This window comes from Phyllobacterium zundukense, assembly GCF_025452195.1.
GTDB lineage: Bacteria > Pseudomonadota > Alphaproteobacteria > Rhizobiales > Rhizobiaceae > Phyllobacterium > Phyllobacterium zundukense_A.
This window is the reverse complement of record NZ_CP104970.1, coordinates 302720-326984: the sequence shown is the minus strand read 5'-3', so window position 1 is coordinate 326984 and position 24265 is coordinate 302720. Positions and strand designations below refer to the sequence as shown.

Here is a 24265-nt window from a genome sequence, read left to right as displayed (position 1 = left end):
TCTGACACGCATGTCGACGAGCACCCATGCACATTGATCTTTGCGGCTCGGAACGGAAATGCATGAGATCTCACACCCATACGAGAGCAGCCTGCCACCTTCCGCAAGTACTGAACCGCGGCCGAGAGTGCCGGGCGCGGCAGCTGTCCCGCCCCATTCCGTAGATCAGGCTTCGTCTTGGTTGTCCGTGTGCGCCAACTCATTGGGCTCGTTGAAGGCCATGAGCTGTTCGCACACGCTGTGGAGCAGGGCGTCCGAACGGGCCGGGTCGGTCATCACCCGCGACAGGGCCAAAGCCCCAACCAGGGCGCTGATGGCCAACATCGCTCTGGAATCGTCGTCGTCGCCAAGCTGTCGCCGAGTGGTAGCGATGTAATCCTCAATAGAGCCTGCCATGACTGTCTTGGCCTGGGCATCGGCCCTCCCGACATCGGAGATCAGGGCCGAGATTGCGCACCCAGTGCTGCGTGAGTCCCGATGGTTGCGACTCAAATAGTTGCGAACGAAGCCGGCGAAGGCGCGTGGATGCGCTGTTACCTCCGCCGATCGATGTGCGCCATCTACAAGGGCGCGCTTCAAGGCCTGGGTGAGTAAGTCCGCACGCGATGCGAAATGTCCATAGAAGCCTCCATGCGTCAGGTTCACGCTCTTCATGAGCGTGCCCACGCTCACGGACTCAAGTCCGCCGGCTCGGATCTGGTCGGCGGCCTCGCTCAGGATCCGCTCTCGACTTTGCGCTTTTTCGGCCTGTGAATGCCCCAAGACAAATGCCTCCTTTTCATCTGACCATCTGCATGATGTTCAACATACTAGCAGAATATTCTTGGTGCAACGATCCATGCAGCATTGCCACGACGAAGTGGCCAAACCCAATGGATCGCCTGTATCTTGCAGTGGAAAACGTCAAGATCTAATGGTGCAATCTCTATGCTGCGGAGCAAGCCAAATGTTTTTTGTTTCCTGGAACGGTCGTTACTTGTGAACCTCTAACGAGAGCGCAAGCTAACGGCAACCTGTAGCCGAGCCAGACGGCATGAGCGATGATTTGCGCTGAAAAACGGTGGCGTTTGTCGCTGACGGCAGGCTGGGTGATGCGCGCGATCGCAAGATTGCTCGACCGTGCATCACAACGATCAGGAGACTTTGAACAAATCCCTCAGGATTACAGCGCTCGGCGGAGAGACAATGCGCCGCCTTCAACCAGGCTCAGATAATGAGATTCCGCGCTCCGAGCGTCACTTGAGCACAATACCAAGCGCGCTTAAAAATGCGAGCATGATGTCATTGACGCCACGCTGGCGCAAAATACGGGCTTCTCTGATTTCTGTGTCTTCTGCAGCACCTTCAATTTCGAACTGCGCCACGGCAACATTGCCTTCGCGCAGGTAGCCTTCGTCTGGCTCAGGATCACAAAATCGGGTGAGCAATAGCGTCAGGGCACGTTCGATGACCTCCCGATCGTTGCCTTTCAGAGCCTCTTGGAATTTGGCGATTGCACCGGCGAGCCCGCCTTCTCCGTGTTCGAGGCAGTAGACGAGATCGTGCGCATCTTTGCGCTCACGCCGGTGATCAAAGGCAAACGCCTTCAGGCATGTGAATGCCACGATATCGGCGTAGGGGATGGATTCTGTCGAGCGGCCTTTTTCACCCAACAGATCAGCGGTGACTTCCATCCGATAGTGGTGCCCGAACACGAGCGACGCGTGAGGGATATTCACCGCAGAAACATTTGCTTCCGTCGGCAGTTCCTGCAATGCGCCACCCCGGAGCTTCGGATCGTCTGCCAAGAACTCCAGAATAACGAGAATGCCGTGCTCGGTCATGGTCTGCCAACGCCAGTTGACCTTGTTGCCCTTGTCATTTTGTGCACGCTCGAAACCCATTTTTTTGAGGTTCTGCTCGAGCGTCCGGTATGCCTCTGTGTCGGCGAGGATCGACAGATCGACGACGACATCGATATCGCCGGTTCCTGCATGAGGCGGGACGTCGGGCGGCCGCTGGGTGACGATGTAGCGCGGTGCCAGCCCACCGACCAGAAAGACGGAGTCACGCCAGGGGCCGAGGCCGCTGAAGAGCGTAACCAGGACGCGCTCGCAGTCGCGGATAACATCGGCACTGTATTCCGTCAGTATCTGAGGCTTTGTCATTCGGGTACCGCGAGTTTTGTCAGCCGAAGATGGTCGGCCAGTTCCTTTGAGCGACCGCTGTCAAGCTGCAGGAGGTCGAGGTAAGTTTGAAGTGGATCTGTGACCCAGACATGACCGACCCGTTGGCGAAACAAAAAGTCGTGGCGTGGATTAGAGTTCTATAACTCCTAGATTCCAGCCCTCGTTGACAACCTTTGCTCCCAGTTTTCGAAGAAGGCTTTCACCGCCGTGATCGATGCGGCAATGGATCTGGGATATTTTCGAGAGGTGCGGTGCATGGATCTGTCCGGCCATAAGCCCGGAGATTTCGTAGCGAACTCCCGTCTCATCGCAGGTGCGGTCAATCTCATGGATTGCCTCATCGATATTGGTCATCCGCATATAGTAAGAGCGGAGCGGCTTCGGCTTGATCGAAGCGACATAGGAAGACCACTCGTCAAGCAGCGCGCGGGGATTGGAGAGTATCCTTTCCTTCGATGGACCGGCACCCTTGGAGTTCACCCATTCGCGGCGCTCTAGTTCGATAAGAACCTGGGATGCAGTTGTCGGAGATACGAATGCCCGCTCGGCCAGTTCATGCACACCGAACCATTGGTCCTTAAATGTCCAGACGGCATGGAGGGCCTGTGCGCGGCTTCCAACGAACAGATTGTTGAGCGACCGAGCCTGCTGCTTCGAGGCTGGCTTTTCGACGAGAACAAAGAGATTGTCGGCCGAAAGATAGAGACTGCCGCTACGATCGAAATAACCGATCTTCTCCTCGCGCAGGAGTGCGCGTGCACCTGGGGAAATGGTATTGGCCATCAATAGGGGGAGAACTCTGGACTTGCCTAGTGGCATGGCGGCAATGTATTTCTTCAGCTGCCAGATTGCTTCCCTGACGTCTCTTGGAAAAGCCGATCTCTTGGCTTCGACAACAAGCTTGAAAGGTGCGTCGGAAAATCGCGCGTCTATAAGGAAATCCGCGTGAGATTTTCCCATCTGCGCCTCAAACATAGGCTCGGACGTGATTTCCGCGCCTGCCTCCGTGAGGCTGGCCGTCAATTCACTCAACATATCGAAAGCGATGGGTTCTTCCATAGATATTCCCTGCGCAGCAAATATAACTATAATACCGCATATCCGTGAAAATGTCTATATGTACTGCGCAGCAAACAAATGAAAACTGCGGTGCAAGCTCCGGCCTTCGCGGCAAAAAAGTTCGCGCCTTCTCATAGACGGGGTTCGTCCGTTAATTGGCAATTGCTCCCGCTATAGGTTCGTTTCGCGGGAACACGCCGCAAAGACTGAAGAGGAGCTGAGATGGCGACAGGTACTGTTAAATTTTTCGCCGATGATAAGGGATTTGGCTTCATCACGCCGGAAAATGGAGGAGCGGACGTATTCGTTCACGTGTCTGCTTTGCAGTGGGGCGGTTCGCTTAGAGAAGGTGACAAGGTCAGTTTCGAGGTAGGCCAGGACCGCAAGACCGGGAAGTCGAAGGCCGGGAACGTCAGCGTGCTCTGACCGCGGGTGCCAAGCGGCGGAAAGGCCAGCAGCGCCACTGCCAACCGCTACGACGTCGGAGACCTCATCCCATTGGGAAGCGTTGCCAAGATGAAGGGCGATATGCCCATATCGATCTGGACGAGTGTGTTGAACCGAAACGATTTCATGACGTCGTTGCTGGTTACAACCGCTTCGATATATTCGACGTCACTGTCAACCGGACACGCCGCAAGCCGATCCGGTTCCAAGAAAGTCCGGATGAATATGGAACCCGCCTCGATGCACCGGCCCTAGAGGAGTAAGGCGATGACTCGCACGGATATGCACATGATAGATACGGGTTTCTCCTTCAAGGGTCCGGCTGAAGGTGTTCATGCGCTCACGTCCTGGATCACCCCCGAGGATGATCTCTTTCTGGTCACGCATATGGGTTTCCTGAACATCGACCCCGACCACTGGCATCTTGATGTCGATGGCCTCGTGGGCAATCCGACGAGGTTTCGTCTCTCGGATCTCCAAGCCATGCCTCAGCACGAGTACATTTCATTTCACGAATGCGCTGGAAGCCCGCTTGCGCCGACAGTTGCCCAGCGCAGGATCGGGAATGTGATTTGGAAAGGCGTTCCGCTGTCGCTTGCTCTGGAACGTGCGAAGATCAGCACCGATGCGTCTTACGTATGGACTTCCGGCCTCGAGTGGGGCGAATGGGCGGAGATTGAAGAAGCCTACCAAAAAGACCTGCCTATCGAGAAAGCGCTTGCAGAAGAGGTTCTTCTTGCGCTTCAGATCAACGGTCGGCCGCTCACTCCGGAGCGCGGAGGTCCAGTTCGACTGGTTGTGCCAGGTTGGTACGGCACGAACTCGGTAAAGTGGGTTGGTTCGATCACCGCCGCGAGCCGGCGGGCGAGCGGTGCTTATACGACGCGCTTCTATAACGAGGAAGGTCATGGCAGCTTGCCTCACTAGGTCCGCGTGAGGATAGAAGTTGGCAGCGGTTTGAGTTGCCATGGGCACCAGCATCCGGCCAGCATCTCCTGCTATGTCGCTGCACCAATGAGCTTGGCGAAATACAGCCGCCATCGGGGGCGAGAAACTCAGTCCATTCGGTGCAGGTCCAAGTTGGTGTTTAGGCCATGCCGCCAGATCAGAGCCGCAATGGATCAACAAGCCGATTTGGGAGGCTTGTCCAGGAATGCATGGCCCAGTGGAAAACTTAGTCTCGTAACCTGGCGGTTGCTTGGAGTATCCACTGCTTGAAGACTCGCGCCTCCTCCCTTACGGCTCGACGCCTGTTCGTCACCAGATAATAGGATTGATTGGCCTGCGTGAAGCCTGGAATGATGGGCACAAGCGCACCTGAAGAGATGATATTATCAATGACATTTCCCCAAGCGAGCAAGATGCCCTGTCCGGCGAGCGCGGCCTGCACGAGCAAAGGCAAAACGCTGTGTCGCACGAACACAAAGAAATATCGTCCGCAGCCGTCTTTGGCAAAAACGTTCCAAGCGGCAGCCGGCTCGACCATTGTCAGGCATCTGCAAAAAGCTTCCCGTTCATGTACTTCAGGCCGGTGTCGCTCGCGACCGTGACAACGGTCCTACCCGGCCCCAACTCATTGGCCAAACGTATCGCCGCAGCGACGTTGAGGCCCGTGGACGTGCCGACCAGCAATCCTTCTTCTCGAGCCAGTTGGCGGCACATAGCGCGTGCTTCTTCCTCCGGAATGTTACGCGCTTCGTCATAGAGGTCGTGACTGAGCAAAGGCGGAACGAAGCCTACCCCTATCCCCTCGACGTGGTGGGTTCCGGCCCAACCTTCCGATATGACGGGTGAAGAGGCCGGCTCCAGAACCACGATCCGAACCGACGCCGAGCGCGATTTAAGAACCCTCGCCACGCCCATTGTCATTCCGGCCACGCCAACCGCGCCACAGAAGGCATCGATACCGTCTGGAAATTGTGTGACCAACTCGTGGCCGATTTCTTCGTAGCCAATCAAGGCATCACGGTTGTTAAACTGGTCCGAGTAATAGCAGTCCGATCGGCTGGACACCTCCTGGGCGTGGCGGATCATTGACGGGATTAGATCCGATGAGATTTCACCGGACGGGCTGTGGATCAGATCAACGGTTGCGCCAAAGCTACGCATCGTACGCAACTTCTCCATGGCAAAGGCGTTGGAAGAAGCCACGATGAGAGGATAGCCTTTCACTGCGCAAACGAAGGCGAGCGAGGACCCGGTGCTTCCCCCACTCGCCTCAACCACTGTCATTCCCGGTTTCAAATCCCCGCGCCGCTCAGCCTCTTCTATGATGGATTTTGCCATGCGGTCTTTATACGAGCCTGTCGGGTTGAAATACTCGAGTTTGACAAAGACTTGAGCACTCCCGTCCGGAACGACGCGACGCAGGCGTATAACCGGTGTATTGCCAATAGCATTGAGCGCGGACTCGACAGGTGGCGGGGGGCTTAGTCGCATATTTTATTTGTCCTTCTGGTTGATCGTCTAGCGTCCATTGGGCAAGCTATCGGCGTGAATGCTTAAAGTGTGTCGAGCTTTTATTGGGCCTGCGGCGTCCTCTTAGAGGTGCGGTGCTGTTCGGCCTCGACGTGGTCGCGTAGTTGACATTCAGGATGATGACTGTCATCCTGAATGTCAACGAGGCGGATGGTCCGCATCCCCGTCACGTCCGGTGCTTAACCCCAACAAAGGAATCTTTCAAATGAATGCTCCACTGACCCAGTTCACGATCACCGAGGCAGCGCCGGGATACTGGCGGGTGACCTTCAACAATCCGCCGATTAACCTGTGCGATCCGGAGACCCTCATCGAGCTGCAGCAGATCGTCGGTCTCATCGAGTCCGACGACACCTTGCGGGTCGTCGTGTTCGATAGCGCTGACCCGGACTTCTTCGTCAATCACTACGACGTCTCCCGGGTTGCCGATTTTCCGCTGGCGCCGGGGCCGACTGGTCTGCCGACGTTCATCGATGCCACGACGCGGTTGACCACCTCCCCGGTCGTGACAATCGCGTCGATTCGGGGTCGCACGCGCGGCGGCGGTTCTGAGATTGCTCTGGCATGTGATATGCGCTTTGCCAGCCTGGAGCGAGCGATCTTCGCTCAGATCGAAGTCGGGGCGGGCGTGTTCCCTGGTGGTGGCGCGACCGAGCGCCTGCCACTCCTCGTCGGACGGGCCAGGGCGCTTGAAATCGTCCTCGGCAGTGATGATTTCGACGCAGCAACGGCAGCGCACTACGGGTGGGTGAACCGCGCACTCCCCGATGATGAACTCGACGCCCACGTCGACAACCTCGCGCGGCGCATCGCGTCGTTCGACAAGCCTGCGCTCGCCGAGGCCAAGCGGCTGATCAACCGTAGAACCCTGCCGTCCGCTGAGGACCTGATGCAGACGCAGGACGCTTTCCTCAACGCGTTCTCTTGGCCGACGATTCCTGAGCGGGGTGCCCGGATAGCACAAAAGCGCGACGAAGTGGGTCCTGACTTCGAGGCACGCATGGGTTATCACCTCGGCAATCTCAGCACCGAAACCCAATGACACCAAAGTCTTGGCGTACGTTCGCCTGAACTGGATCGTTAGCGCCCTTGGACCTTTGAAGGCCGCCGAATAGCAACGGCCCTACCCCCGCTCTTGAGAGGTCGAGCTGTATCGATCAATCGGCATCGGAAAATTCCAGGGCCGCTAGAAGGTCGGCGGCGTGCAGGCGCTGATGACCTCGCACGGCACTGGCCCCACGCATCGGAAACGGTGCGGACGCCTGCTTTCGAAATAGTAGGCGTCGCCCGGTCCAAGGACTCGACGTTCGTCGTCGACGGTGACCTCCAGTCTTCCGGACAGCACGACGCCGCCCTCCTCGCCTTCATGGACGAGCGGCACCTTTCCGGTGTCGGTCCCTGGCTGATAACACTCCTTGAGGATCTGAAGGCTTCGTCCGAACATGTTCTCGCCTACCTGGCGATAGGATATCCCGCCCTTTCCGATCTCGACGAGTTCCTGGGCCGCGTAGAACGCCTTCTTCGGCGTCTCCGGCTCAAGCGCGAAGAACTCCGCCAGGCCGATCGGAATGCCGTCGAGGATCCGCTTTAAAGCTCCGACGGATGGATTGGTGCTGTTCGATTCGATCAGCGAGATCGTCGAGTTTGGCACGCCGGTTCTCTTCGCGAGCTGGCGTTGTGAGAGGTTGTGGGCCTTCCGGACGTATCGCAGCCGGTTTCCGATATTGAAGGTCATGGGAGGGTGTTCATGTTGTTCAAGATTACCAAAACTATACACTGGGCTATCTGTATTTCAATGGCTTACACGGGAATAGAAAAGGGCTTGTTCGGACAGGAGAAATGCCTGAAACCTGCATCACGCCGAAGGAGGGCAAGATGGATCAGATCAACATGATGAACGAGCCGGTGCTGGATAACTTCTGGATGCCGTTTACCGCGAACCGCCAGTTCAAGGCGGCTCCGCGTCTCCTGGCCTCCGCCGAGGGCATGTACTACACCGACGTCGATGGGAACCGCGTGCTGGATGGCACAGCGGGCCTTTGGTGCTGCAACGCCGGCCACGGGCGCAGGAAGATTTCTGAGGCGGTCGAGCGCCAGCTGTCCACCTTGGACTTCGCTCCGACCTTCCAGATGGGCCATCCTGTCGCCTTCGACTTCGCCGCAAAGCTTGCGGAGATCGCTCCAGGCGGACCCGATAACCGTCTCGATCGGGTCTTCTTCACGGGCTCCGGATCGGAGTCCGTCGACACCGCTCTGAAGATCGCGATCGCTTATCAGCGCGCCATCGGCCAGGGAACGCGCACCCGCATCATTGGCCGTGAGAAGGGCTATCACGGCGTCGGCTTCGGCGGCATTTCCGTCGGCGGCCTCGTCAACAACCGCCGTATGTTCCCGCAGATCCTGGCCGACCACATGCGCCATACGCTCGATGTCGAGCGCAACGCCTACTCGAAGGGTCTTCCCGCTCACGGCGTCGAGCTTGCCGATGATCTCGAACGCCTCGTGCAGCTCCATGGTGCCGAGACGATCGCTGCTGTCATCGTCGAGCCGATGTCCGGTTCAGCAGGTGTCATTCTCCCTCCGAAGGGATACCTCGAGAAGCTGCGCGCGACTGCCGACAAGCATGGCATCCTGCTCATCTTTGACGAAGTCATCACCGGCTTCGGCCGCCTCGGCACGCCGTTCGCTACTGATTATTTCGGCGTCGTTCCCGACCTCGTCACGACCGCCAAAGGGCTTACGAACGGCGCCATTCCGATGGGCGCAGTCTTTGCAGGCCGCAAGGTGTATGACGGACTGATGGTCGGCGCCGAAAACGCCATCGAACTGTTCCATGGCTACACCTACTCGGGACACCCGGTCGCCTGCGCGGCGGGCATCGCCACCTTGGGGATCTATGAGGACGAAGGCCTCCTCACCCGCGCCACCGAACTCGCCGACCATTGGCAGGAGGCACTCCATTCGCTGAAGGGCTCGCCGCATGTCGTAGACATCAGAAATCTTGGCCTTGTGGGCGCAATCGAACTGGTCCCGCGTGACGGCGCTCCTGGAACGCGTGCCTACGACGTCTTCGTCGATTGTTTCAAGAGAGGCCTGCTGATCCGCGTGACCGGCGACATCATCGCCCTCTCGCCGCCACTGATCGTCGAGAAGTCCCAGATCGACGACATCGTTTCCACGATCGGTGAAGCGCTCAAGCGGGCAGCGTAACATGCCGTGCGGGCCGGCTACGGCCCACACCACGACCTGCATGACATGTCGTGATATCGCCCTCCTCGCTGACGTGCCGTTTAAAGGCGCGCACGCTGCTGTCTTCCCCGCTCTAGGCGGAGCAACGCGCTAACTGCGAACTTCAACGAGCTCAATCCTTCGAGGGCAACTACTGCCTCGGCGGGCCACGCCTTTTGGTGGCTGGAGCACCGGGCGCGCGCGCAAGCAATCGCGCCACGTGTTGGATGGGTAATCGGGCTCGGCAGCCTTGTCGAGGTCCTCGGACCTAACCAGACTTTGGAAGACGTCGCCCGCAGCGCTGGAACGATCTCCCACGAAATCCTGGCCTCGGCCACCGCTACGACCGCCAATATCGCTAACGGCCGGGCGAGCCGCTTCTAATCGAGGGTAACATGAAGGTCGCAGTTCTTGGCGCCGGCATCAGCCGACGATCTTGTCGCGCACATGCGCCAAACGGGTTCGCGGCGACCGGTCGCTTCATCGCATCGGCTATGTCCGGCCTGCTTCCGGTCATCCGAACGGTCAAACCGGCCGGCGTGTTGGCAAGCCACCAGGCGAAAAGAGGGGCGATCACCCAACTCAAATATGTCAGCAGCGTCTGTCCGCTGACAACATTTCCAATCCATGGTACCGCATCAAGTCCCGGTATCGACCAGTTGGCAAGCGGTCGCAACTCAGGGGTCGAGATTGTCCCGGCAGTGCCAAAAAGAGCGGCGGTGGCAGTGGCGGTTAATCCCGCAACAACAAGATTGATCCCAATCCCAACGATGATGAAGTTCGCCCTAAAGCTGATCGCAAGCAGCGCGAATGCGGCGCAGGCCAGCGCACCGCCAATCGCGCCCGCAAGGGTCGCGGCCGCGACGCAGGGGCTGAAGCGGCTCGCCAACGCCGTTCGCACCGGCACCATCCCGAAGGGCAGCATCGAAGATGGCACCTTGAGGATCGAGCGCTTGGCCGCAGCAGTGCCCCAAGATGCCGAGGAACTCATCCTCGATCTCTACCGGCGCATTCCCGAGGTGCGGATCACCGATATCCTTCTTGAAGTCGATGCGGCAACTGGCTTTGGCGACGCCTTCACCCACTTGCGGACCGGAGCGCCCTGTAACGACAGGATAGGCCTGCTGAACGTGCTGCTCGCCGAAGGACTCAACCTCGGACTGAGAAAGATGGCGGAAGCCTCGAACACCCATGATTACTGGCAATTGTCGCGCCTGTCGCGCTGGCATGTTGAAAGCGACGCCATCAATCAAGCCTTGGCCATGGTCGTCGCTGCCCAGGGGCGATTGCCCATATCCCAATTCTGGGGGCTGGGTGAAACTGCCTCCAGCGATGGCCAATTCTTTCCGGCTGCACGGCAAGGAGAGGCCATGAATCTGATCAACGCCAAATATGGTACCGAGCCCGGCCTGAAGGCCTACACGCATCTCTTCGACCAGTATGCCCCGTTTGCCACCCAGCTCATTCCCGCGACGGTCAGCGAAGCACCTTACATTCTCGACGGTCTGCTCATGAACGAAACCGGGCAACGCATTCGCGAGCAATATGCGGATACCGGCGGATTCACCGATCATGTCTTCGCTGCGGCTTCAATCCTGGGGTACTAATTCATCCCTCACATCCGAGATCTGCCATCCAAGCGCTTCTACGTATTCAATCCAACTGGCACACCGCACGAACTGCGTGGGCTGGTCGGCGGTAAAATTCGCGAAGATACCATTCACCAGAACTGGCCCGATATCTTACGAAGCGCCGCCACCATGGTTGCCGGCATCATGCCGCCAAGCCAACTCCTGCGCAAATTCGCCTCATATCCGCGACAACACGATCTGGCGCTGGCGCTCCGGGAAGTCGGGCGGATCGAACGCACGCTCTTCATCATCGAGTGGATCCTCGATATCGACATGCAACGGCGCGCCCGTATTGGCCTCAACAAGGGCGAGGCACACCATGCCCTCAAGAATGCTCTGCGCATTGGGCGCCAAGGCGAAATCCGCGACCGGACTACGGAGGGGCAGCACTATCGCATGGCCGGTCTCAATCTGCTCGCCGCAATCGTCATCTACTGGAATAGCGTTCATCTCGGTCATGCCATCATCAGTCGCCAACAAGCAGGTCTCGATGTGCCTCCGGAGCTTCTTGCTCACATCTCTCCACTCGGATGGGCTCACATCCTGCTCACGGGCGAATATAGGTGGCCGAAACCGTAGGAGGACTCGCTAACGTATGATTCCGCCCCCAGCCGGAACCGACCCCCTGTAGGGTGCCGCGCGTGCGTTCGTGATAGTGATGCTTGTCTCGTGTCGCAATTCTTCCAGCGAATGGCGCGATTGTTTTGCCAGACGCAGCATACGGCTCTTATTGAACTCATGCCCTGACGAAGCTGCTTCTCTTGAGCCCGTAGCTGTATCGTGGCGTATAGTTGGAAATCCCGGTGTCATTTCCATCTACGGCGCGAACTCGCTTCTCCGTGAAATGTTTCGCTTCTCATTCGCAGCAGCACCTCAAGAAACCTGTTGACGAGTGTGGCACCGACGGATTGACGTCGGTAGCCAATCGTGTGGGTTGAGTCGAAGCTGTGCGTTTTTTCCAGGATGGGACGCAATTCGCCCTTTGAGACCCAAAGCTGAGCCAGATGGGTCGGCAAGAAACCTATGAATCGCCCCGAAAGAACGAGCATTACTTGCGCTTCCATTGCCTCAATTGAAGCGCCTGCTCGTGAATGCCCAAAATAATAGAGATCGTCGAAATGTCTGTAACGGCGAACTGAGAACCGTGCCGCTTCAACATCCCTTCTGTCTATCTGATCGTCGGGAACAGTGAACAGCGGATGACCTCGCCCGCAGTAAAGATTGTGAGGCTCCGCATAGTAATCGACATACTCTACGCCTGCAACCCGCTGGGACAGCGGACCAACGACAATGTCGCGTTCCCCGTCCGCAATACGTCGTTCTAACTCAGGCGCGGTGCCGAGAACCAAGTCGATAAAAATCTCGGAGTCGGCGGGTAAAAACTCCGAAATTGCCCGACTTATTGAAAGCTGAGGTGTGTTAAAGATGCCGTCGCACACGCCAATCCGTAGCCGTCCGGCAAGATTACCGTTTGCAACACTGACGCGTTGGTTGAACTCTTCCAGATCGCGGAAGAGCTTCATGGAAGCTTCATATGTCACTTTCCCAAGCTCAGTGAGCTTGAACTGTTGTCGCCCACGATCGCAAAGGCGGCCACCGAGACGCTTCTCTAGATCTGCCAGATGCGTGCTTAAGGTCGACTGCGAGAGATTTAATGATATTTGCGCTTCTGCAAAACCATTGGCATCCGCCAAGGCCGTGAAAACTCTCAGAAGCCGGATGTCGATATTATCGAGTCTGCGCATGCTGATCCCGCGATCTATTGATAATTACCGATGTTCAATACTAGAAAATGTAATTTACTCCAACGATCCAGGTGAGGTTGTTTCGAAATATGCCGAAGTGTCGCAAGCCTCCGGCATAAACCCACTGCCCCTTCGATCTGGGGTGCCGGATAGTTTCTTGTGCCAAAAGTATCAACACATGTCAGGAGAAGAACGTGCTTTTGAATCCTATTTTGTGGCCTAACGGAAAGAAATTCGGAGCGTCGGTCACCTTCGACATCGATGCTGACACCCTCCTAAGGCTTGCTTGCCCCAACGACAGCGACAGGAGGTTGTCCGCTCTTTCCGTTGCCCGCTACGAGCCGACGGTAGCGGTTCCTCGCGTTCTGGAAACATATCGCCGGCTTAATCTCCGGCAGACGTTTTTTATACCTGGCCAAGTAATGGCGGATAACGAAGCGATGGTCGAGGCGATTCTCGAAGGAGGGCACGAGATTGGTCATCATTCGTGGGCTCACGAAAGCCCCTTGGATCACTCGGACGAGAGAGAAGAGGAACTCTTCGGACGAGCTCTCGAAACGCACCTGAGGCTGACGGGACGGAAACCGCGAGGATATCGAGCCCCGATATACGGAATTACGCCCGCGATTATCGACCGCTTGATCCGAGAAGGCTTCGTGTACGATAGCTCGTTGATGGCCGACGATCTACCATATAGCCTGGAGACCAAGCGGGGATCGCTCATCGAGATACCTGCACATTGGGGCACAGACGATTGGCCGCCCTTTGCTCATATGGAAGAGCAGCACTATGTCATGCCTGTGCGAAGCCCAAGCGCGGGCATGGCAAACTTTTTCGAGGAGCTCGACGCCGCGCGGGAGGTAGGTGGTTTCTGGATGCCAGTGCTGCATCCGTTCCTGACAGGTAGACTTGCGCGTTGGCGGCTGATGGAGAAGCAGTTGGAGGCGCTTCTGGAAAAAGGCGACGTCTGGATTGCCCCGATGGAGGAGATTGCCAAGCATGCACTCTCACAGCACAAATTGCGTGTAGAACCGCTAACTTGATTGAAGCTCGTGGCGGAAGATCTACGTTTCCGCCACGTCGTGCAAACTAGGTCAGGTACACTGCTACTGCATTGGCAAGGATCGATTCGCAGCGCTCTAGTTCCGAAATCGCAATGAATTCGTCCGGTTGGTGGGCTTGCTTGATCGACCCTGGTCCACAGACCACGGTAGAAAGGCCAGCCGCCTGATACATCCCAGCTTCGCTGCAGAACGAAACACTATGCGTCTGGTTTGTTCCGGTGAGCGAGAGCATCATTCGTTCTGCGAAGCCATTAGTCTCTGGCTCAAGCGCGGCAACAGCGCAAAGCTGTTCGGTTTCGATGGACGCATCCTCAGCCGCAAGGAGTAGCCGAGGAAGGGCATTGTCGCGAGCGAATGCTAGTATTTCGTCACGAATTCGCTCAGGTTCGCCGCGATAGCCGGCGCGAATTTCCCAGTTGAATTCGCAATTGGCAGGGATAACGTTCCCTGATGTTCCGCCTTGCACAATTCCACATGACAGTGTTGCATAAGGTGCGTCGTATGCGGTTGTCGTGTAGGGCGCCTGTTTGAGGGCCTCGGCCTCATCCTCAATCCGAGTGATAATGCGTGCAGCAGCGTAGATCGCGTTCGAGCCGTGGGCGGGCACACTTGAATGTGCCGCCCGACCTTTTAAAACTGTCCTGAAATCATATGCGCTCTTATGCGCATTGACGACTTGCAAGTCTGTTGGCTCACCGACGACGACAGCAGTCGGCTTGGGTACATTTGCCATGATGTACTCGATTAGAGGCTCCGCTCCGAAGCAGCCGATTTCCTCGTCGTATGAAAGTGCAAGATGAAGTGGGTTTGTCATACGGACTTTGCTCGCGTTCAGTAGCGTTACGAGGCTAACCGCGATGAACCCTTTCATATCGACTGTGCCGCGACCGTAAGCCCGATCGTCGCGGGAATGCATCTTGAAGGGGTCGTTACTCCAGTTCTGTCCCGTAACCGGTACCACATCCATGTGCGCAGAGAGGACAATTCCATGGCAGTCAGAGGGCCCGATACTGACGAGTAGCCCGGTTTTCATTCCGTCAGCTGAGGGGACGCGAACAGAGCGCGCGCCCACTCGCTGAACAAGAGCTTCAATGTAGGCCGTCATTTCCAGATTGGACTTCTGAGGATTGGTGTCAAATGACACAAGATCCGACAAAATCTCCATCGCAGACGGGTTATCTGGGTTTGCTGACATGATTTGCCTTTCTGTAGCGAGCGACAGTCCACGAGGTTTCTTAGTGGCGGGCTGGTGTTTTGCTCTCGAAAAACCGGAAAAGGCCCACGATGATCCCGGTGAGGCAGCAATAAATCAACGCTAAAAGCAGCAAGGGTTCATAGATAATGAAAGTCTCTTGCCGCACCTTGCTGAAGACGCCGTACAGGTCCGGCACCGTAATCGTTGCCACCAGTGGAATCCCCTTCAGCATTAGGACAGTTTCGCCACCAAGCGTTGGAAGAACGCGACTCACCGCGCGAGGAAACCAAATGCGCCGAAACACGGTCCAGCGACTCATTCCGAAGGCTCGGCCAGCCTCCAGCTCACCTCTGGGAACACCTGCAAATGCTCCCCTCATGACCTCGCCGGCGTAGGCCGAGAATGAAACCACCAATGCCACTAGAGCGTAGGGCCACGCCTCCCGTATATATGGCCATAGGACAGAGCCACGGATCCCGGGATATCTGGGTAGCACAGAGCCAAGGCCGTAGTAGATTATCCAGAGCTGCAGCAGTAACGGTGTTCCGCGGATAATGTTCGAATAGGACCGTGCGAGCCGCGCGAGGGGCCAAGGCCCAGCTACCTGCACGAGGCCGATCGGGACGCTAAGGACGAAGCCCAATCCACAGCTCACAACCAGCATCACAAGTGTTAACCAGACTCCATAGGCAATGGCACTCGAATACTTCGGAACCCAGTCCCACTGCATGAGCCAAATAGCGGATACGACCAGCAACATGCCAACGCACACAAGTGCAATTCGGTGGGGCCGAACGCACCCTTTGGAGCCCGTGTTCCGGAAATGTAAGGCGGCCACTGTGTCATTGCTCATTTTGCTGCACCTACGATTCCTCGGCTATAGTGTCGCTCTAGCAGACCTATAAGGAAGTTTGAGACGTGAGTTATCAGCATATAGAGGACACCCGCCGCCAGGAAGAAAAGCATATAGGCCTTCGTTGCACCGGCAGCTTGCCGGGTAACGAGCATCAACTCGGTGAAACCCACTACCGCCAGAAGTGAGGTTGACTTGATTGCAGTTAGCCAAAGGTTTGAAAGGCCGGGGATAGCGTGTGGAAGCATGGCGGGGAGCGTGATACGTCGAATAATCAAACCTGGCGACATGCCATAGGCTCGGGCCGCTTCGATCTGTCCGAAATGTACAGCTTGTATTGCCGCTCTCATGATTTCGGTTGCATACGCTCCAAGGACGACCCCGATAACGAATATGCCTGCCGCAAGCCCGTTGACGTTGATCGAGCCATAGCCTGCAAGTGCCGAGAGTTTGTTTAGAACGTCCGTGCCGCCGTAAAATAGAATCAGCATCAAAACAAGCTCGGGAACCGCTCGTACGAGCGTGGTGTAGACTTCGAGTAAATCCCGCGCAACAGGGCCGCCATAAAGCTTGCCGATAGCACCCCCTAAACCCAAGATGAGCCCCAGAAGGTAGCCGCCGATCGCGATTTGAACGGTCTGGGCAAAGCCAGCAAGGAGCACGCCGCCCCACCCCGGTGGCTGAAATGCAAGAAGGCTCCAGCTAAAGACTCCGACGTCTGCCATTCCTCTTCCCCCTATTGTGAAGGCGGGGTCGCTGAAGCGAGCGGCCCCGCTGCCAAGTCTCAGCCGCCGTATATATCGAAGTCGAAATACTTCTTAGACAGCGCGTCGTAGGTTCCGTTCTTTCGGATTTCCGCGATTGCCGCATTGACCTTCGACTTCAGCTCTTTGTCACCCTTTCGCAGGCCAACTCCGACGCCTTCGCCAAGCACTTCTGGATCGAACTCGACCATCCCCTTCAGTTCGCAGCAGGCCGCCCCCTGCTCGGTCTTCAAGAAAGTCGATATTGCAATCCGGTCCATTTCGGTCGCGTCGATGCGGCCGGCGAGTAGATCATTGTTGGCTTCGTCCTGTGTGGGATAGTCCCGTATTGTTGCGCCAGCAGGCTCATAGTGCTTATGCGCGTAGGCATAATGTATCGATCCGACCTGTACGCCTATTACCTTCCCAGCAAGAGTTCCAGGCGTCGCGTCGAATTTGAGGTCCTTGGCTCCAACAATACCAGGAGGGGCACTGTAGTACTTGTCGGAAAAGTCGATCGACTTTTTCCGTTCCTTTGTGATCGTCATCGATCCAACGATCATGTCGATCTTGCCGCCTGTCAAAGCCGGGATGATTCCATCCCAGGCGATGGGAGTAATGACGCAGTCGAGTTTCGCCGCGTCGCACATGGCATTCATGAATTCGACCTCCCATCCAGACCAGTTTCCTGAGGCGTCGGGGGAGCTAAAGGGGGGGTAGGGTTCGGCGGCAAATCCGACGTGTACTTGTTCAGCGCTGGCTGCGCCTACAAGCAGTGTTGTCGTAATCGCTGCCATCGCGAGGCTGCTCATAAATCTCATTTGTTCCTCCTCTGTAGTTTTGTTTATTTAGTGGATCGAGCTGATAAACCTCTTCAACTGGTCCGTTTCGGGAGCCTCGAAGATCTGCTCCGGGGGGCCTTGCTCGACGATATTTCCGTTCGCGAGGAAGACAACATGGCTCGCGACGTTGCGAGCGAACTTCATTTCATGGGTGACTAAGATCATTGTCCGCTTTTCTTTCACGAGATCGCCAATGACCATCAGGACCTCCCCTACCAGTTCCGGGTCCAGTGCTGAGGTTGGCTCATCAAACAACATTGCATATGGCTTTACTGCGAGAGCGCGGGCGATGGCGGCCCGTTGTTGCTGTCCGCCGGAGAGGTAGGCGGGATAGCTGGCGCGCTTTTCATACAAGCCTACTCTTCTCAGGAGCTCCTCAGCTCGAAAGATCGCCTCATCGCGCTTCACGCCAAGCACGTGGATTGGGGCCTCGATAACATTTTCCAGCACTGTCATGTGCTGCCAAAGGTTGAAACTCTGAAAAACCATGGCGAGCCGGGATCTCATGCGCTCGATCTGCTTGCGGTCCGCTGGCACGATCCCACCTGCACCGTCATCTTGCATCGCGATGGTCTCGCCCTGGATAGTCACCGACCCAGAATTAGGAAGTTCGAGCATGTTGATACAACGAAGCAGGGTGGATTTACCGGAGCCGGACCCACCGATAACAGCGACTACATCCCCCTCGCGCGCGCTCAACGAAATACCCTTCAAGACCTCTATGGAACCGAAGCTTTTCCGAATTTCGCTCACTTGAATTGCATCGGTTTTGTCGTTCATGGTTTCCCTTGTTGGCTATCGTTGGATTTGTCGCTCTGTGACAGAACGGCTTGTAGTGAACATGGCGTGCAGGCAAGCTGACCACACAAGAGGTTAGCGGCGATGCAGATCCTCGATGGCGCCTGCCAAAGCGGCGGTGAGTCGATCTACCTCCTCCAAGGTGTTGTAATGTGCCAGCGATATCCGAACGATCCCGCCGTTATCATTAATGTCCAGCCGATCGAAAATGCGGTTCGCGGCAAACTTGCCCCAACGGATCGCGATCCGTTGTTTATCCATTGCGAGACATATCTGCTCAGCGTGCACATCGCGCACGCGAAACGAGACGATGGGCAGTCGACCGGAGTTCCAGTTCTGTTGTGTGCCGATAATTCGAACGGCCGGATGTGCGGTTAGGAAAGCGAATAGTCTGCTCAACAAGCTGTTCTCATGTTGGGTAATCGCTTCAAAGCCCTTTTCAAGGGCGACTCTTCTTTCTAGTTCAGCTCCCGTTGCCCCGAGAGAACAAAGGTAGTCCGGGATCGCTGGCAATGAGGCGGTCAGCTCATAGTTGGGATCACCTGGCTCCATTTTGAAAGGAATGTCAGCTTTTCCGTAATAGTGGTGGTAGATAGAGTCTAGTTCCAAGAGGAGGTCGTGCTTGCCATACAGAACGCCGCAGTGAGGACCGTAAGCCTTGTAAGCGCTGAAGACATAGTAATCAGCATCGAGCGCCTGCACGTCGATAGCTCGATGTGGTGCGAATGCTACTCCGTCGACACACAACTTAGCACCAGCCGAGTGCACGATGTCAGCAATATCGCGCACCGGGTTTGTCAAACCGAAGATATTGGATGCGTGGTGTATGCATACCAGTCGCGTCCTGTCACTCAGGAGAGCTCTTAGATCCTCCAGATCGAATTCCGTGCTCTCTCGGCTGAATGACCAGGTTTTGATGACCACGCCAAATTCCGTAAGCCGGTCCCAGCATGTCGCATTGCTCTCGTGGTCAGCGCTGGTAAGGATGATCTCGTCGCCAGGCAGGAAACTTTTTCGGAGGCCCTGCGCAAGATTGGCAAGCGCCACGGTCGATGAGCCAGCGAAGATGATTTCCTCCGGTCGGTGTGCGTTCATCATGAGCGCCATGGCTTCGCGCGCGTTCCAGAGACGAGCTTCAGCTTCCATGGAAAGAGCGTAGCTCCCTCCATGCTGTACATATGCCGTGCGAAAGAAATCGTTGATCCTGGCGACCCCAGACCTGAGGATCTGGGACCCGCCAGCGTTATCCATAAGGATCCAGCCCTGATCGAGGCCGAAGAACTGCTCTCGTATTGCGTCGATCACTAGAGGTGGCGTGGAATTTAACATTTTTGTCTCTTTATGATGCAGTCTGCATGAGGTCGTTTAAAGCGCATTTGCGCTTGGCAATACCATTCGAAAGAATGCACGCGATCTCATAGAGAAGTGAGGCGCCCACCAGGGAGGTGCCACCCGTTTGGTCGAACGGTGGCGAGATCTCGACGAGGTCGGCACCTATCAGGTTCAGGCCATCCAGACCCCGTATTAGTGCCTGGGCCTGGATCGTAGTGATCCCACCGATCTCTGGTGTTCCCGTGCCAGGCGCAAAGACCGGATCGACGCTGTCGATGTCAAATGACAGGTAGGCTTCACCCTCGCCGACTACGGCGCGCGCCTTCTCCAGCACTTTCTCAACGCCGATCTCGTTGACTTCTTCAATGAAGATCACCGTGACGCCATGGTCTTCCGCATACTGCCAGCCGCTCTTATTATTTTGAGCGCCGCGAATGCCGATCTGCACCACCCGCTTCGGGTCAAGAAGACCATCCTCGATTGCGCGGCGGAAGGGGGATCCGTGGCTGAACTTGGATCCTTGAAATTCGTCCCAGAGATCCATATGGGCATCGATATGGACCATTCCAATCTTGCGCTCGCGTGCGATCGACCTAAAGATCGGATAGGTAACAGAATGGTCGCCCCCCACGGAGAGCGGAATGATTTTGGCTGCATGAACCAGATCGTAGAAGGCGCTGATGTCGTCGTGCGCCCCTTCTACGCTAAGAGCCCTGGTCATTGGCACATCGCCGAGATCCGCAATCCGGCAAAGATCAAACGGATTCGTCCGCGATACGTGGTGATACTTGCGGGTTAGGGACGATTGATTTCGCACCTCGCGAGGTCCGTGCCGCGCCCCGGATCGGTTTGTCAGTCCACCGTCATACGGGATGCCGACGAGGCCCAAATCGACATCCCGCAGGTCAGTTGCAAGTGGCGCGCGAAGAAAAGTTGCAATCTCGGCATACCGAGGGGCATCGAGGTCAGGTGTTGCGGGGGAGTGAAACTGATGCGACGTCATAGCTCGAATGTAATCCTCATCATAAATTATTGACTTTTTGACATTCTCGTAGCCCCCTGCAGCGATCGTCGAAAGCTTTCCGTCGGCTCGGGGCTGAACGTCCTCGTGCTCTCCTATTGATTAGGTATCCTTTGGCCTCGGCAGCTTGTAAATTTAAAATTCTCGCGCTCTACTTTGAAAAACGTCGATGTGTCGCGTCATATTTCATTCGAGATAAGTGAGTGGCCGTTGGCATTTCGCCAGTAAACTGCGCCAGGCGCATTACTTTTGCCCCCGCCCCTCGAAAACTGGGCTCCCTAAGTCAGGACTTGTTCATGACAACATTTGGAAAAACCGATGTAAGCGACGAAAATTCAAAATTTACTTTGAGGGTCCCATGGCCAACCTTGAACCTGAAATGCAGTCAACATGCATCAAGGGGAAACGAGAATGTTTATCAATGGTTCTTTCAACCGTCTGCTTGGCGGTATGCTCGCTATCGCAATTTTGGCATCAGCGTCGATAACCTCTGCGGCAAAAGCGGCCGACTGGACAGTAGGTGCAAATATCGGGAACGTGCCTTGGGAGTTTGCAGAAAAGGATGGAAGCTATACTGGCTTTGAAGTAGAACTCGTGAATGAGTTGGGGAAGCGGCTCAACCAAACCGTCGATATCCAAAACCTTCCGTTTGAAGGTGTTATTCCAGCATTGCTGTCTGACCGCATCCAGATAGGCATTGCATCGATGACCATAACTGATGAAAGACTAAAGTCGCTCGCATTTGCGCAGCCCTACTTTGATGCTGACCAGTCCGTCACGACGCTTGCGACCAGTTCGGTGACAGACTTAAACGGCATCAAAGGGACCCGAGTCGCCGTGGAGTCCGCCGCAACATCAGATATTTGGGCAACGAAGAACGAAGCAGAATACTCCTTCGAGACGATCAATCGCTACGACTCCATGAGTTCCGCAATCCTGGATTTGCAGGCTGGACGCGTTGACGCGTACATAGCGGATATGCCCGCAATCGCGTACTACATCAAAGACAAGCCTCAGTTTCATATCGTCGCGCGGATCCCAACGGGTGAGCAGTACTCATTAATATTCAACAAGAATTTTGCGGATATCGGCGCAATCAATGGCGCGATTTCGGAGATGAAGACGGACGGCTTCCTCGCTTCGTTGCACAAGAAATGGTTTGGAACGGAGCCAGCTGCGGATTCCTCAACCGTCGTCGTTAAGCCCTTGCCAGCGGTTAAGTGATCCGGCGATGGACATCGTTCAAACCTTCTTCAATCTCGACGTCCTGCGATCGAGCCTACCGGCTCTGTTGTCCGGCCTAGCTGTGACCGTGGTGTTGGGTATCGTATGTGCAATTGCTAGCTCCGTCCTCGGCCTCACTTTCGCTCTGCTTCGTGTTTATGGAGCCAAACCCGTTCGGATCGCAGTAGCTTTCTACATCGACGTGTTCCGATCAATCCCGCTTCTAGTGCTGCTGGTGCTCATATACTACGCGCTTCCGTTTGTCGGGGTTCGCCTTTCGTCTTTTTCCTCGGCGGCAACTGCGCTTTCGCTCGTTGCGGCGGCATACGCGGCCGAGATATTTCGAGCAGGATTTCAGTCGATTCCGAAAGGCCAATTTGAAGCCGCGTCGGCAATAGGATTGGGTTTCTTCAACACAATGCGAGATGTTGTCATTCCGCAGGCTTTCCGCCTGGTAGTGCCGCCTTTGACGGGAAATGCCATTAGCGTCCTGAAGGACACGGCTCTTGCGTCGGTCGTCGCGATGCCGGATCTCCTCAAACAGGCAACGCAGGCCCAGTCGCTGGCTGCCAATCCATCTCCCCTGGTCGGCGCGGCCTTGCTCTACCTCGTGCTTCTTCTTCCACTGGTAAAAATCGTAAGCCGCTTCGAAAACCGCCGACTGAGCGAAGGAAGATAACGTGATGTCAATTTGCCCTCCCCAAAAGGATGCAACGCCCTGTATGATCGAGATAAAGGGTTTGCGTAAGGCTTATGGCGCCTTCGAAGTGCTTCACAATCTGGACCTCAGTGTGAAAAAAGGGGAGGTTGTTTGCATCATTGGACCGTCAGGTTCGGGCAAATCTACGCTAATTCGATGCATCAACCTCCTGGAAAAGTATCAAGGCGGCCAGATTCATGTCGAAGGAGCTCCAGTAGGACCCGACAAGGTTTCTCCAAAGACCCATCGTAAGCTCGGCATGGTATTCCAAAGCTTCAACCTGTTTCCGCACCTTACGGCTCTGCAAAATGTCGCTCTTGGGCCGATCCGTGTCCGGAAGATCCCGAAATCAGAGGCCCATGAGAATGGACGCGCGCTACTAAAAAGAGTGGGATTGGAAACTCATGCGTCAAAATATCCGTCGCAATTGTCTGGCGGCCAACAACAACGCGTGGCCATTGCTCGCGCCTTGGCAATGGAGCCGCAGGTGTTGCTCTTCGATGAGCCAACGTCGGCGCTTGACCCTGAGATGGTAGGCGAAGTCCTGTCTGTTATCCAAGCGTTAGCACATACTGGAGTGACGATGGTAATCGTGACGCACGAAATGAGTTTCGCGCGTACGGTCAGCGACCGGGTGATCTTCATGGATGGCGGAGTGGTGGTTGAGCAGGCTGCTCCAGACGAGTTCTTCACCAAGCCGATGATGCAGAGGACTAAGGACTTTCTAAACGCTGTCAGACCAAATCACGCCGTGCCGGCCTAGGATGGGCTGCTTTTCCCTGAAATGACCGGACTCTCGCCGCGAAACCTGAAATATATGCGCGCATTCGTCAAGGCGTTCCCGATGAACAAATTGTGCAGCGGCTTGTTGCACAACTGCCCTGGGATCACAGCGTCAAGCTTCTCGATGCCGTCAAAGGGCCGGAGGAGCGCCTCTGGTATTGCGCCAAGTCATCGAGCCCGGCTGGAGCCGCAATGTCCTTGCCCATTAGATCGCAACCGGCTTGTCCTTCGGCAGGAAAGGCCCATCACCAATGTCGCAAGAACGCTGCCAGCGCCACAATCCGATCTCGCCCAAGCCCTGATCAGGGATCCCTACGCCTTCGATTTCCTCCCGCTCGGTTCTGCTATTTCGCAGCGGGAGCTTGAGCAGGCTGTTGTTGAGCATTTGCGCGCGCTGATCCTCGAGCTCGACATGGGTTTTTCGTTCGTCGGCAGCCAGGACTATTTTGTTGATCGCCTCTTCGACCAACTGCGACTGCGCTGTTTCGTCGTGATTTTAACTCCAGGTCGAGACTTCAAACCTGAATTTGCGGGCAAGAGGACTTCTACCTTCTTATGTCGATGATCGCCATTTTACCGACGCGCCAAGAATTGGCATCATTCTCTTTAAAGACAAAAGCGAGGTCATCGTTGAATACGCTACGCCGGGGCCCTACAAGCCCATGGGTGTTGCAGAGTATCGTCTATCCGCCGCCTTCCCGGCCCCCCTGCAGGCCGAGCGCCCGACTGAAACCGAATTCGGCGCGAATTCCACCTCTTTTCATTGGTCAGGCTGATGATGGAAGTTGAACGTTGAACGTGAATCCGGATGCTTCTCGACGACAACTCGCCTGCCGAGCGGCCGGTTTCTCTTGGGATACTGATTGGCCCCGCCTCGAACCGGCAGTTCGATTGTCAGTGGCAACAGAAACGAAATCAACATTCTGTTGCAAGATCAATATTATGTTGATATCC

At 56.1% G+C, this 24265-nt stretch carries 24 protein-coding genes and 4 pseudogenes; 13 read left to right on the top strand and 15 right to left on the bottom strand.

The genetic code is table 11. The features are described from left to right. Positions 1 to 165: 165 nt before the first annotated feature. From N8E88_RS03380 to N8E88_RS03365, 3 genes are all read right to left on the bottom strand, one after another. Positions 166 to 762, bottom strand: coding sequence for a TetR/AcrR family transcriptional regulator (locus N8E88_RS03380; RefSeq protein WP_262290671.1), 597 nt, complete (start codon positions 760 to 762; stop codon positions 166 to 168). Between the two features lie 473 nt (positions 763 to 1235). Continuing rightward, on the bottom strand, positions 1236 to 2147 hold the full coding sequence (locus tag N8E88_RS03370; RefSeq protein WP_262290670.1) for an antitoxin: 912 nt from the start codon (positions 2145 to 2147) through the stop codon (positions 1236 to 1238). Positions 2148 to 2297: 150 nt separating this feature from the next. Continuing rightward, positions 2298 to 3227, bottom strand: a complete 930-nt coding sequence (locus N8E88_RS03365) for a hypothetical protein (RefSeq protein WP_262290669.1) — start codon at positions 3225 to 3227, stop codon at positions 2298 to 2300. Positions 3228 to 3449: 222 nt separating this feature from the next. Here N8E88_RS03365 and N8E88_RS03360 point away from each other — a divergent pair, with 222 nt between their 5' ends. From N8E88_RS03360 to N8E88_RS03350, 3 genes and pseudogenes are all read left to right on the top strand, one after another. Next, entirely contained in the window at positions 3450 to 3653 is a 204-nt protein-coding gene (locus tag N8E88_RS03360) for a cold-shock protein (protein ID WP_262290668.1), read from the top strand. 74 nt (positions 3654 to 3727) lie between these two features. After that, positions 3728 to 3937: pseudogene (locus N8E88_RS03355) on the top strand (carbon-nitrogen hydrolase family protein); the annotation flags it as partial. A 4-nt stretch (positions 3938 to 3941) separates the two neighbouring features. Continuing rightward, positions 3942 to 4765 (top strand): annotated as a pseudogene (locus tag N8E88_RS03350) (molybdopterin-dependent oxidoreductase). 83 nt (positions 4766 to 4848) lie between these two features. Here N8E88_RS03350 and N8E88_RS03345 read toward each other — a convergent pair. Both N8E88_RS03345 and N8E88_RS03340 read right to left on the bottom strand, forming a co-directional pair. After that, positions 4849 to 5160 (bottom strand): LysR family transcriptional regulator, encoded by a 312-nt coding sequence (locus N8E88_RS03345; RefSeq protein ID WP_262290667.1) that lies wholly within the window; start codon positions 5158 to 5160, stop codon positions 4849 to 4851. Between the two features lie 2 nt (positions 5161 to 5162). Further along, positions 5163 to 6113 (bottom strand): PLP-dependent cysteine synthase family protein, encoded by a 951-nt coding sequence (locus tag N8E88_RS03340; RefSeq protein ID WP_262290666.1) that lies wholly within the window; start codon positions 6111 to 6113, stop codon positions 5163 to 5165. A gap of 244 nt (positions 6114 to 6357) precedes the next feature. Between N8E88_RS03340 and N8E88_RS03335 the strand changes: the two genes are divergently transcribed. Next, complete coding sequence (locus N8E88_RS03335; RefSeq protein ID WP_262290665.1) at positions 6358 to 7194, top strand: enoyl-CoA hydratase/isomerase family protein; 837 nt, start codon at positions 6358 to 6360, stop codon at positions 7192 to 7194. A 144-nt stretch (positions 7195 to 7338) separates the two neighbouring features. Here N8E88_RS03335 and N8E88_RS03330 read toward each other — a convergent pair whose 3' ends face one another. After that, positions 7339 to 7887, bottom strand: a complete 549-nt coding sequence (locus N8E88_RS03330) for a type II toxin-antitoxin system RelB family anti-toxin (protein WP_262290664.1) — start codon at positions 7885 to 7887, stop codon at positions 7339 to 7341. Between the two features lie 140 nt (positions 7888 to 8027). Between N8E88_RS03330 and N8E88_RS03325 the strand changes: the two genes are divergently transcribed. Both N8E88_RS03325 and N8E88_RS03320 read left to right on the top strand, forming a co-directional pair. Further along, positions 8028 to 9362, top strand: a complete 1335-nt coding sequence (locus tag N8E88_RS03325; protein WP_262291075.1) for an omega-aminotransferase AptA — start codon at positions 8028 to 8030, stop codon at positions 9360 to 9362. Between the two features lie 258 nt (positions 9363 to 9620). Then, positions 9621 to 9742, top strand: a pseudogene (locus N8E88_RS03320) (alanine racemase); the annotation flags it as partial. Here the strand turns inward: N8E88_RS03320 and N8E88_RS31670 are convergent. After that, positions 9739 to 10290, bottom strand: a complete 552-nt coding sequence (locus N8E88_RS31670; protein ID WP_410010507.1) for an ABC transporter permease subunit — start codon at positions 10288 to 10290, stop codon at positions 9739 to 9741. The pseudogene N8E88_RS03320 and the gene N8E88_RS31670 sit on opposite strands and share 4 nt — an antisense overlap. Between N8E88_RS31670 and N8E88_RS03315 the strand changes: the two are divergent. Beyond that, a pseudogene (locus N8E88_RS03315) lies at positions 10256 to 11590 on the top strand (Tn3 family transposase); the annotation flags it as partial. The gene N8E88_RS31670 and the pseudogene N8E88_RS03315 overlap by 35 nt on opposite strands. Before the next feature lie 227 nt (positions 11591 to 11817). Here N8E88_RS03315 and N8E88_RS03310 read toward each other — a convergent pair. After that, the gene (locus N8E88_RS03310; protein WP_262290663.1) at positions 11818 to 12756 is read right to left on the bottom strand and encodes a LysR family transcriptional regulator; all 939 of its coding nucleotides are present in this window, start codon (positions 12754 to 12756) and stop codon (positions 11818 to 11820) included. A gap of 194 nt (positions 12757 to 12950) precedes the next feature. On the opposite strand from N8E88_RS03310, the gene N8E88_RS03305 reads away from it, so the two are divergent. Further along, entirely contained in the window at positions 12951 to 13799 is an 849-nt protein-coding gene (locus N8E88_RS03305; RefSeq protein WP_262290662.1) for a polysaccharide deacetylase family protein, read from the top strand. A gap of 46 nt (positions 13800 to 13845) precedes the next feature. On the opposite strand, the gene argE is transcribed toward N8E88_RS03305, so the two are convergent. The 7 genes from argE to speB form a co-directional block, all read right to left on the bottom strand. Then, entirely contained in the window at positions 13846 to 15015 is a 1170-nt protein-coding gene (gene argE / locus N8E88_RS03300) for an acetylornithine deacetylase (RefSeq protein WP_262290661.1), read from the bottom strand. A gap of 40 nt (positions 15016 to 15055) precedes the next feature. Next, the gene (locus N8E88_RS03295; protein WP_262290660.1) at positions 15056 to 15868 is read right to left on the bottom strand and encodes an ABC transporter permease; all 813 of its coding nucleotides are present in this window, start codon (positions 15866 to 15868) and stop codon (positions 15056 to 15058) included. Then, a complete protein-coding gene (locus N8E88_RS03290; RefSeq protein ID WP_262290659.1) occupies positions 15865 to 16593 on the bottom strand; it encodes an ABC transporter permease in 729 nt (242 codons plus the stop codon). Before N8E88_RS03290 ends, N8E88_RS03295 begins: the two co-directional genes overlap by 4 nt. A 59-nt stretch (positions 16594 to 16652) precedes the next feature. After that, positions 16653 to 17423, bottom strand: coding sequence for a transporter substrate-binding domain-containing protein (locus tag N8E88_RS03285; RefSeq protein ID WP_410010528.1), 771 nt, complete (start codon positions 17421 to 17423; stop codon positions 16653 to 16655). A gap of 36 nt (positions 17424 to 17459) precedes the next feature. Further along, positions 17460 to 18233, bottom strand: a complete 774-nt coding sequence (locus N8E88_RS03280; protein ID WP_262290657.1) for an ABC transporter ATP-binding protein — start codon at positions 18231 to 18233, stop codon at positions 17460 to 17462. A gap of 93 nt (positions 18234 to 18326) precedes the next feature. Further along, positions 18327 to 19580 (bottom strand): cysteine desulfurase-like protein, encoded by a 1254-nt coding sequence (locus tag N8E88_RS03275; RefSeq protein ID WP_262290656.1) that lies wholly within the window; start codon positions 19578 to 19580, stop codon positions 18327 to 18329. Positions 19581 to 19590: 10 nt separating this feature from the next. Beyond that, entirely contained in the window at positions 19591 to 20472 is an 882-nt protein-coding gene (gene speB, locus N8E88_RS03270; RefSeq protein ID WP_315975187.1) for an agmatinase, read from the bottom strand. 543 nt (positions 20473 to 21015) lie between these two features. Between speB and N8E88_RS03265 the strand changes: the two genes are divergently transcribed. From N8E88_RS03265 to N8E88_RS03245, 5 genes are read left to right on the top strand one after another with little or no spacing between them, the layout of a single operon-like run. Further along, complete coding sequence (locus tag N8E88_RS03265; protein ID WP_262290654.1) at positions 21016 to 21828, top strand: transporter substrate-binding domain-containing protein; 813 nt, start codon at positions 21016 to 21018, stop codon at positions 21826 to 21828. Positions 21829 to 21835: 7 nt separating this feature from the next. After that, a complete protein-coding gene (locus tag N8E88_RS03260) occupies positions 21836 to 22507 on the top strand; it encodes an amino acid ABC transporter permease (protein ID WP_262290653.1) in 672 nt (223 codons plus the stop codon). Positions 22508 to 22550: 43 nt separating this feature from the next. Further along, entirely contained in the window at positions 22551 to 23291 is a 741-nt protein-coding gene (locus N8E88_RS03255; protein WP_262290652.1) for an amino acid ABC transporter ATP-binding protein, read from the top strand. Between the two features lie 54 nt (positions 23292 to 23345). Then, positions 23346 to 23876, top strand: a complete 531-nt coding sequence (locus N8E88_RS03250; RefSeq protein ID WP_262290651.1) for a PDDEXK nuclease domain-containing protein — start codon at positions 23346 to 23348, stop codon at positions 23874 to 23876. Continuing rightward, a complete protein-coding gene (locus N8E88_RS03245) occupies positions 23839 to 24087 on the top strand; it encodes a PDDEXK nuclease domain-containing protein (RefSeq protein ID WP_262290650.1) in 249 nt (82 codons plus the stop codon). Before N8E88_RS03250 ends, N8E88_RS03245 begins: the two co-directional genes overlap by 38 nt. Positions 24088 to 24265: the final 178 nt, after the last annotated feature.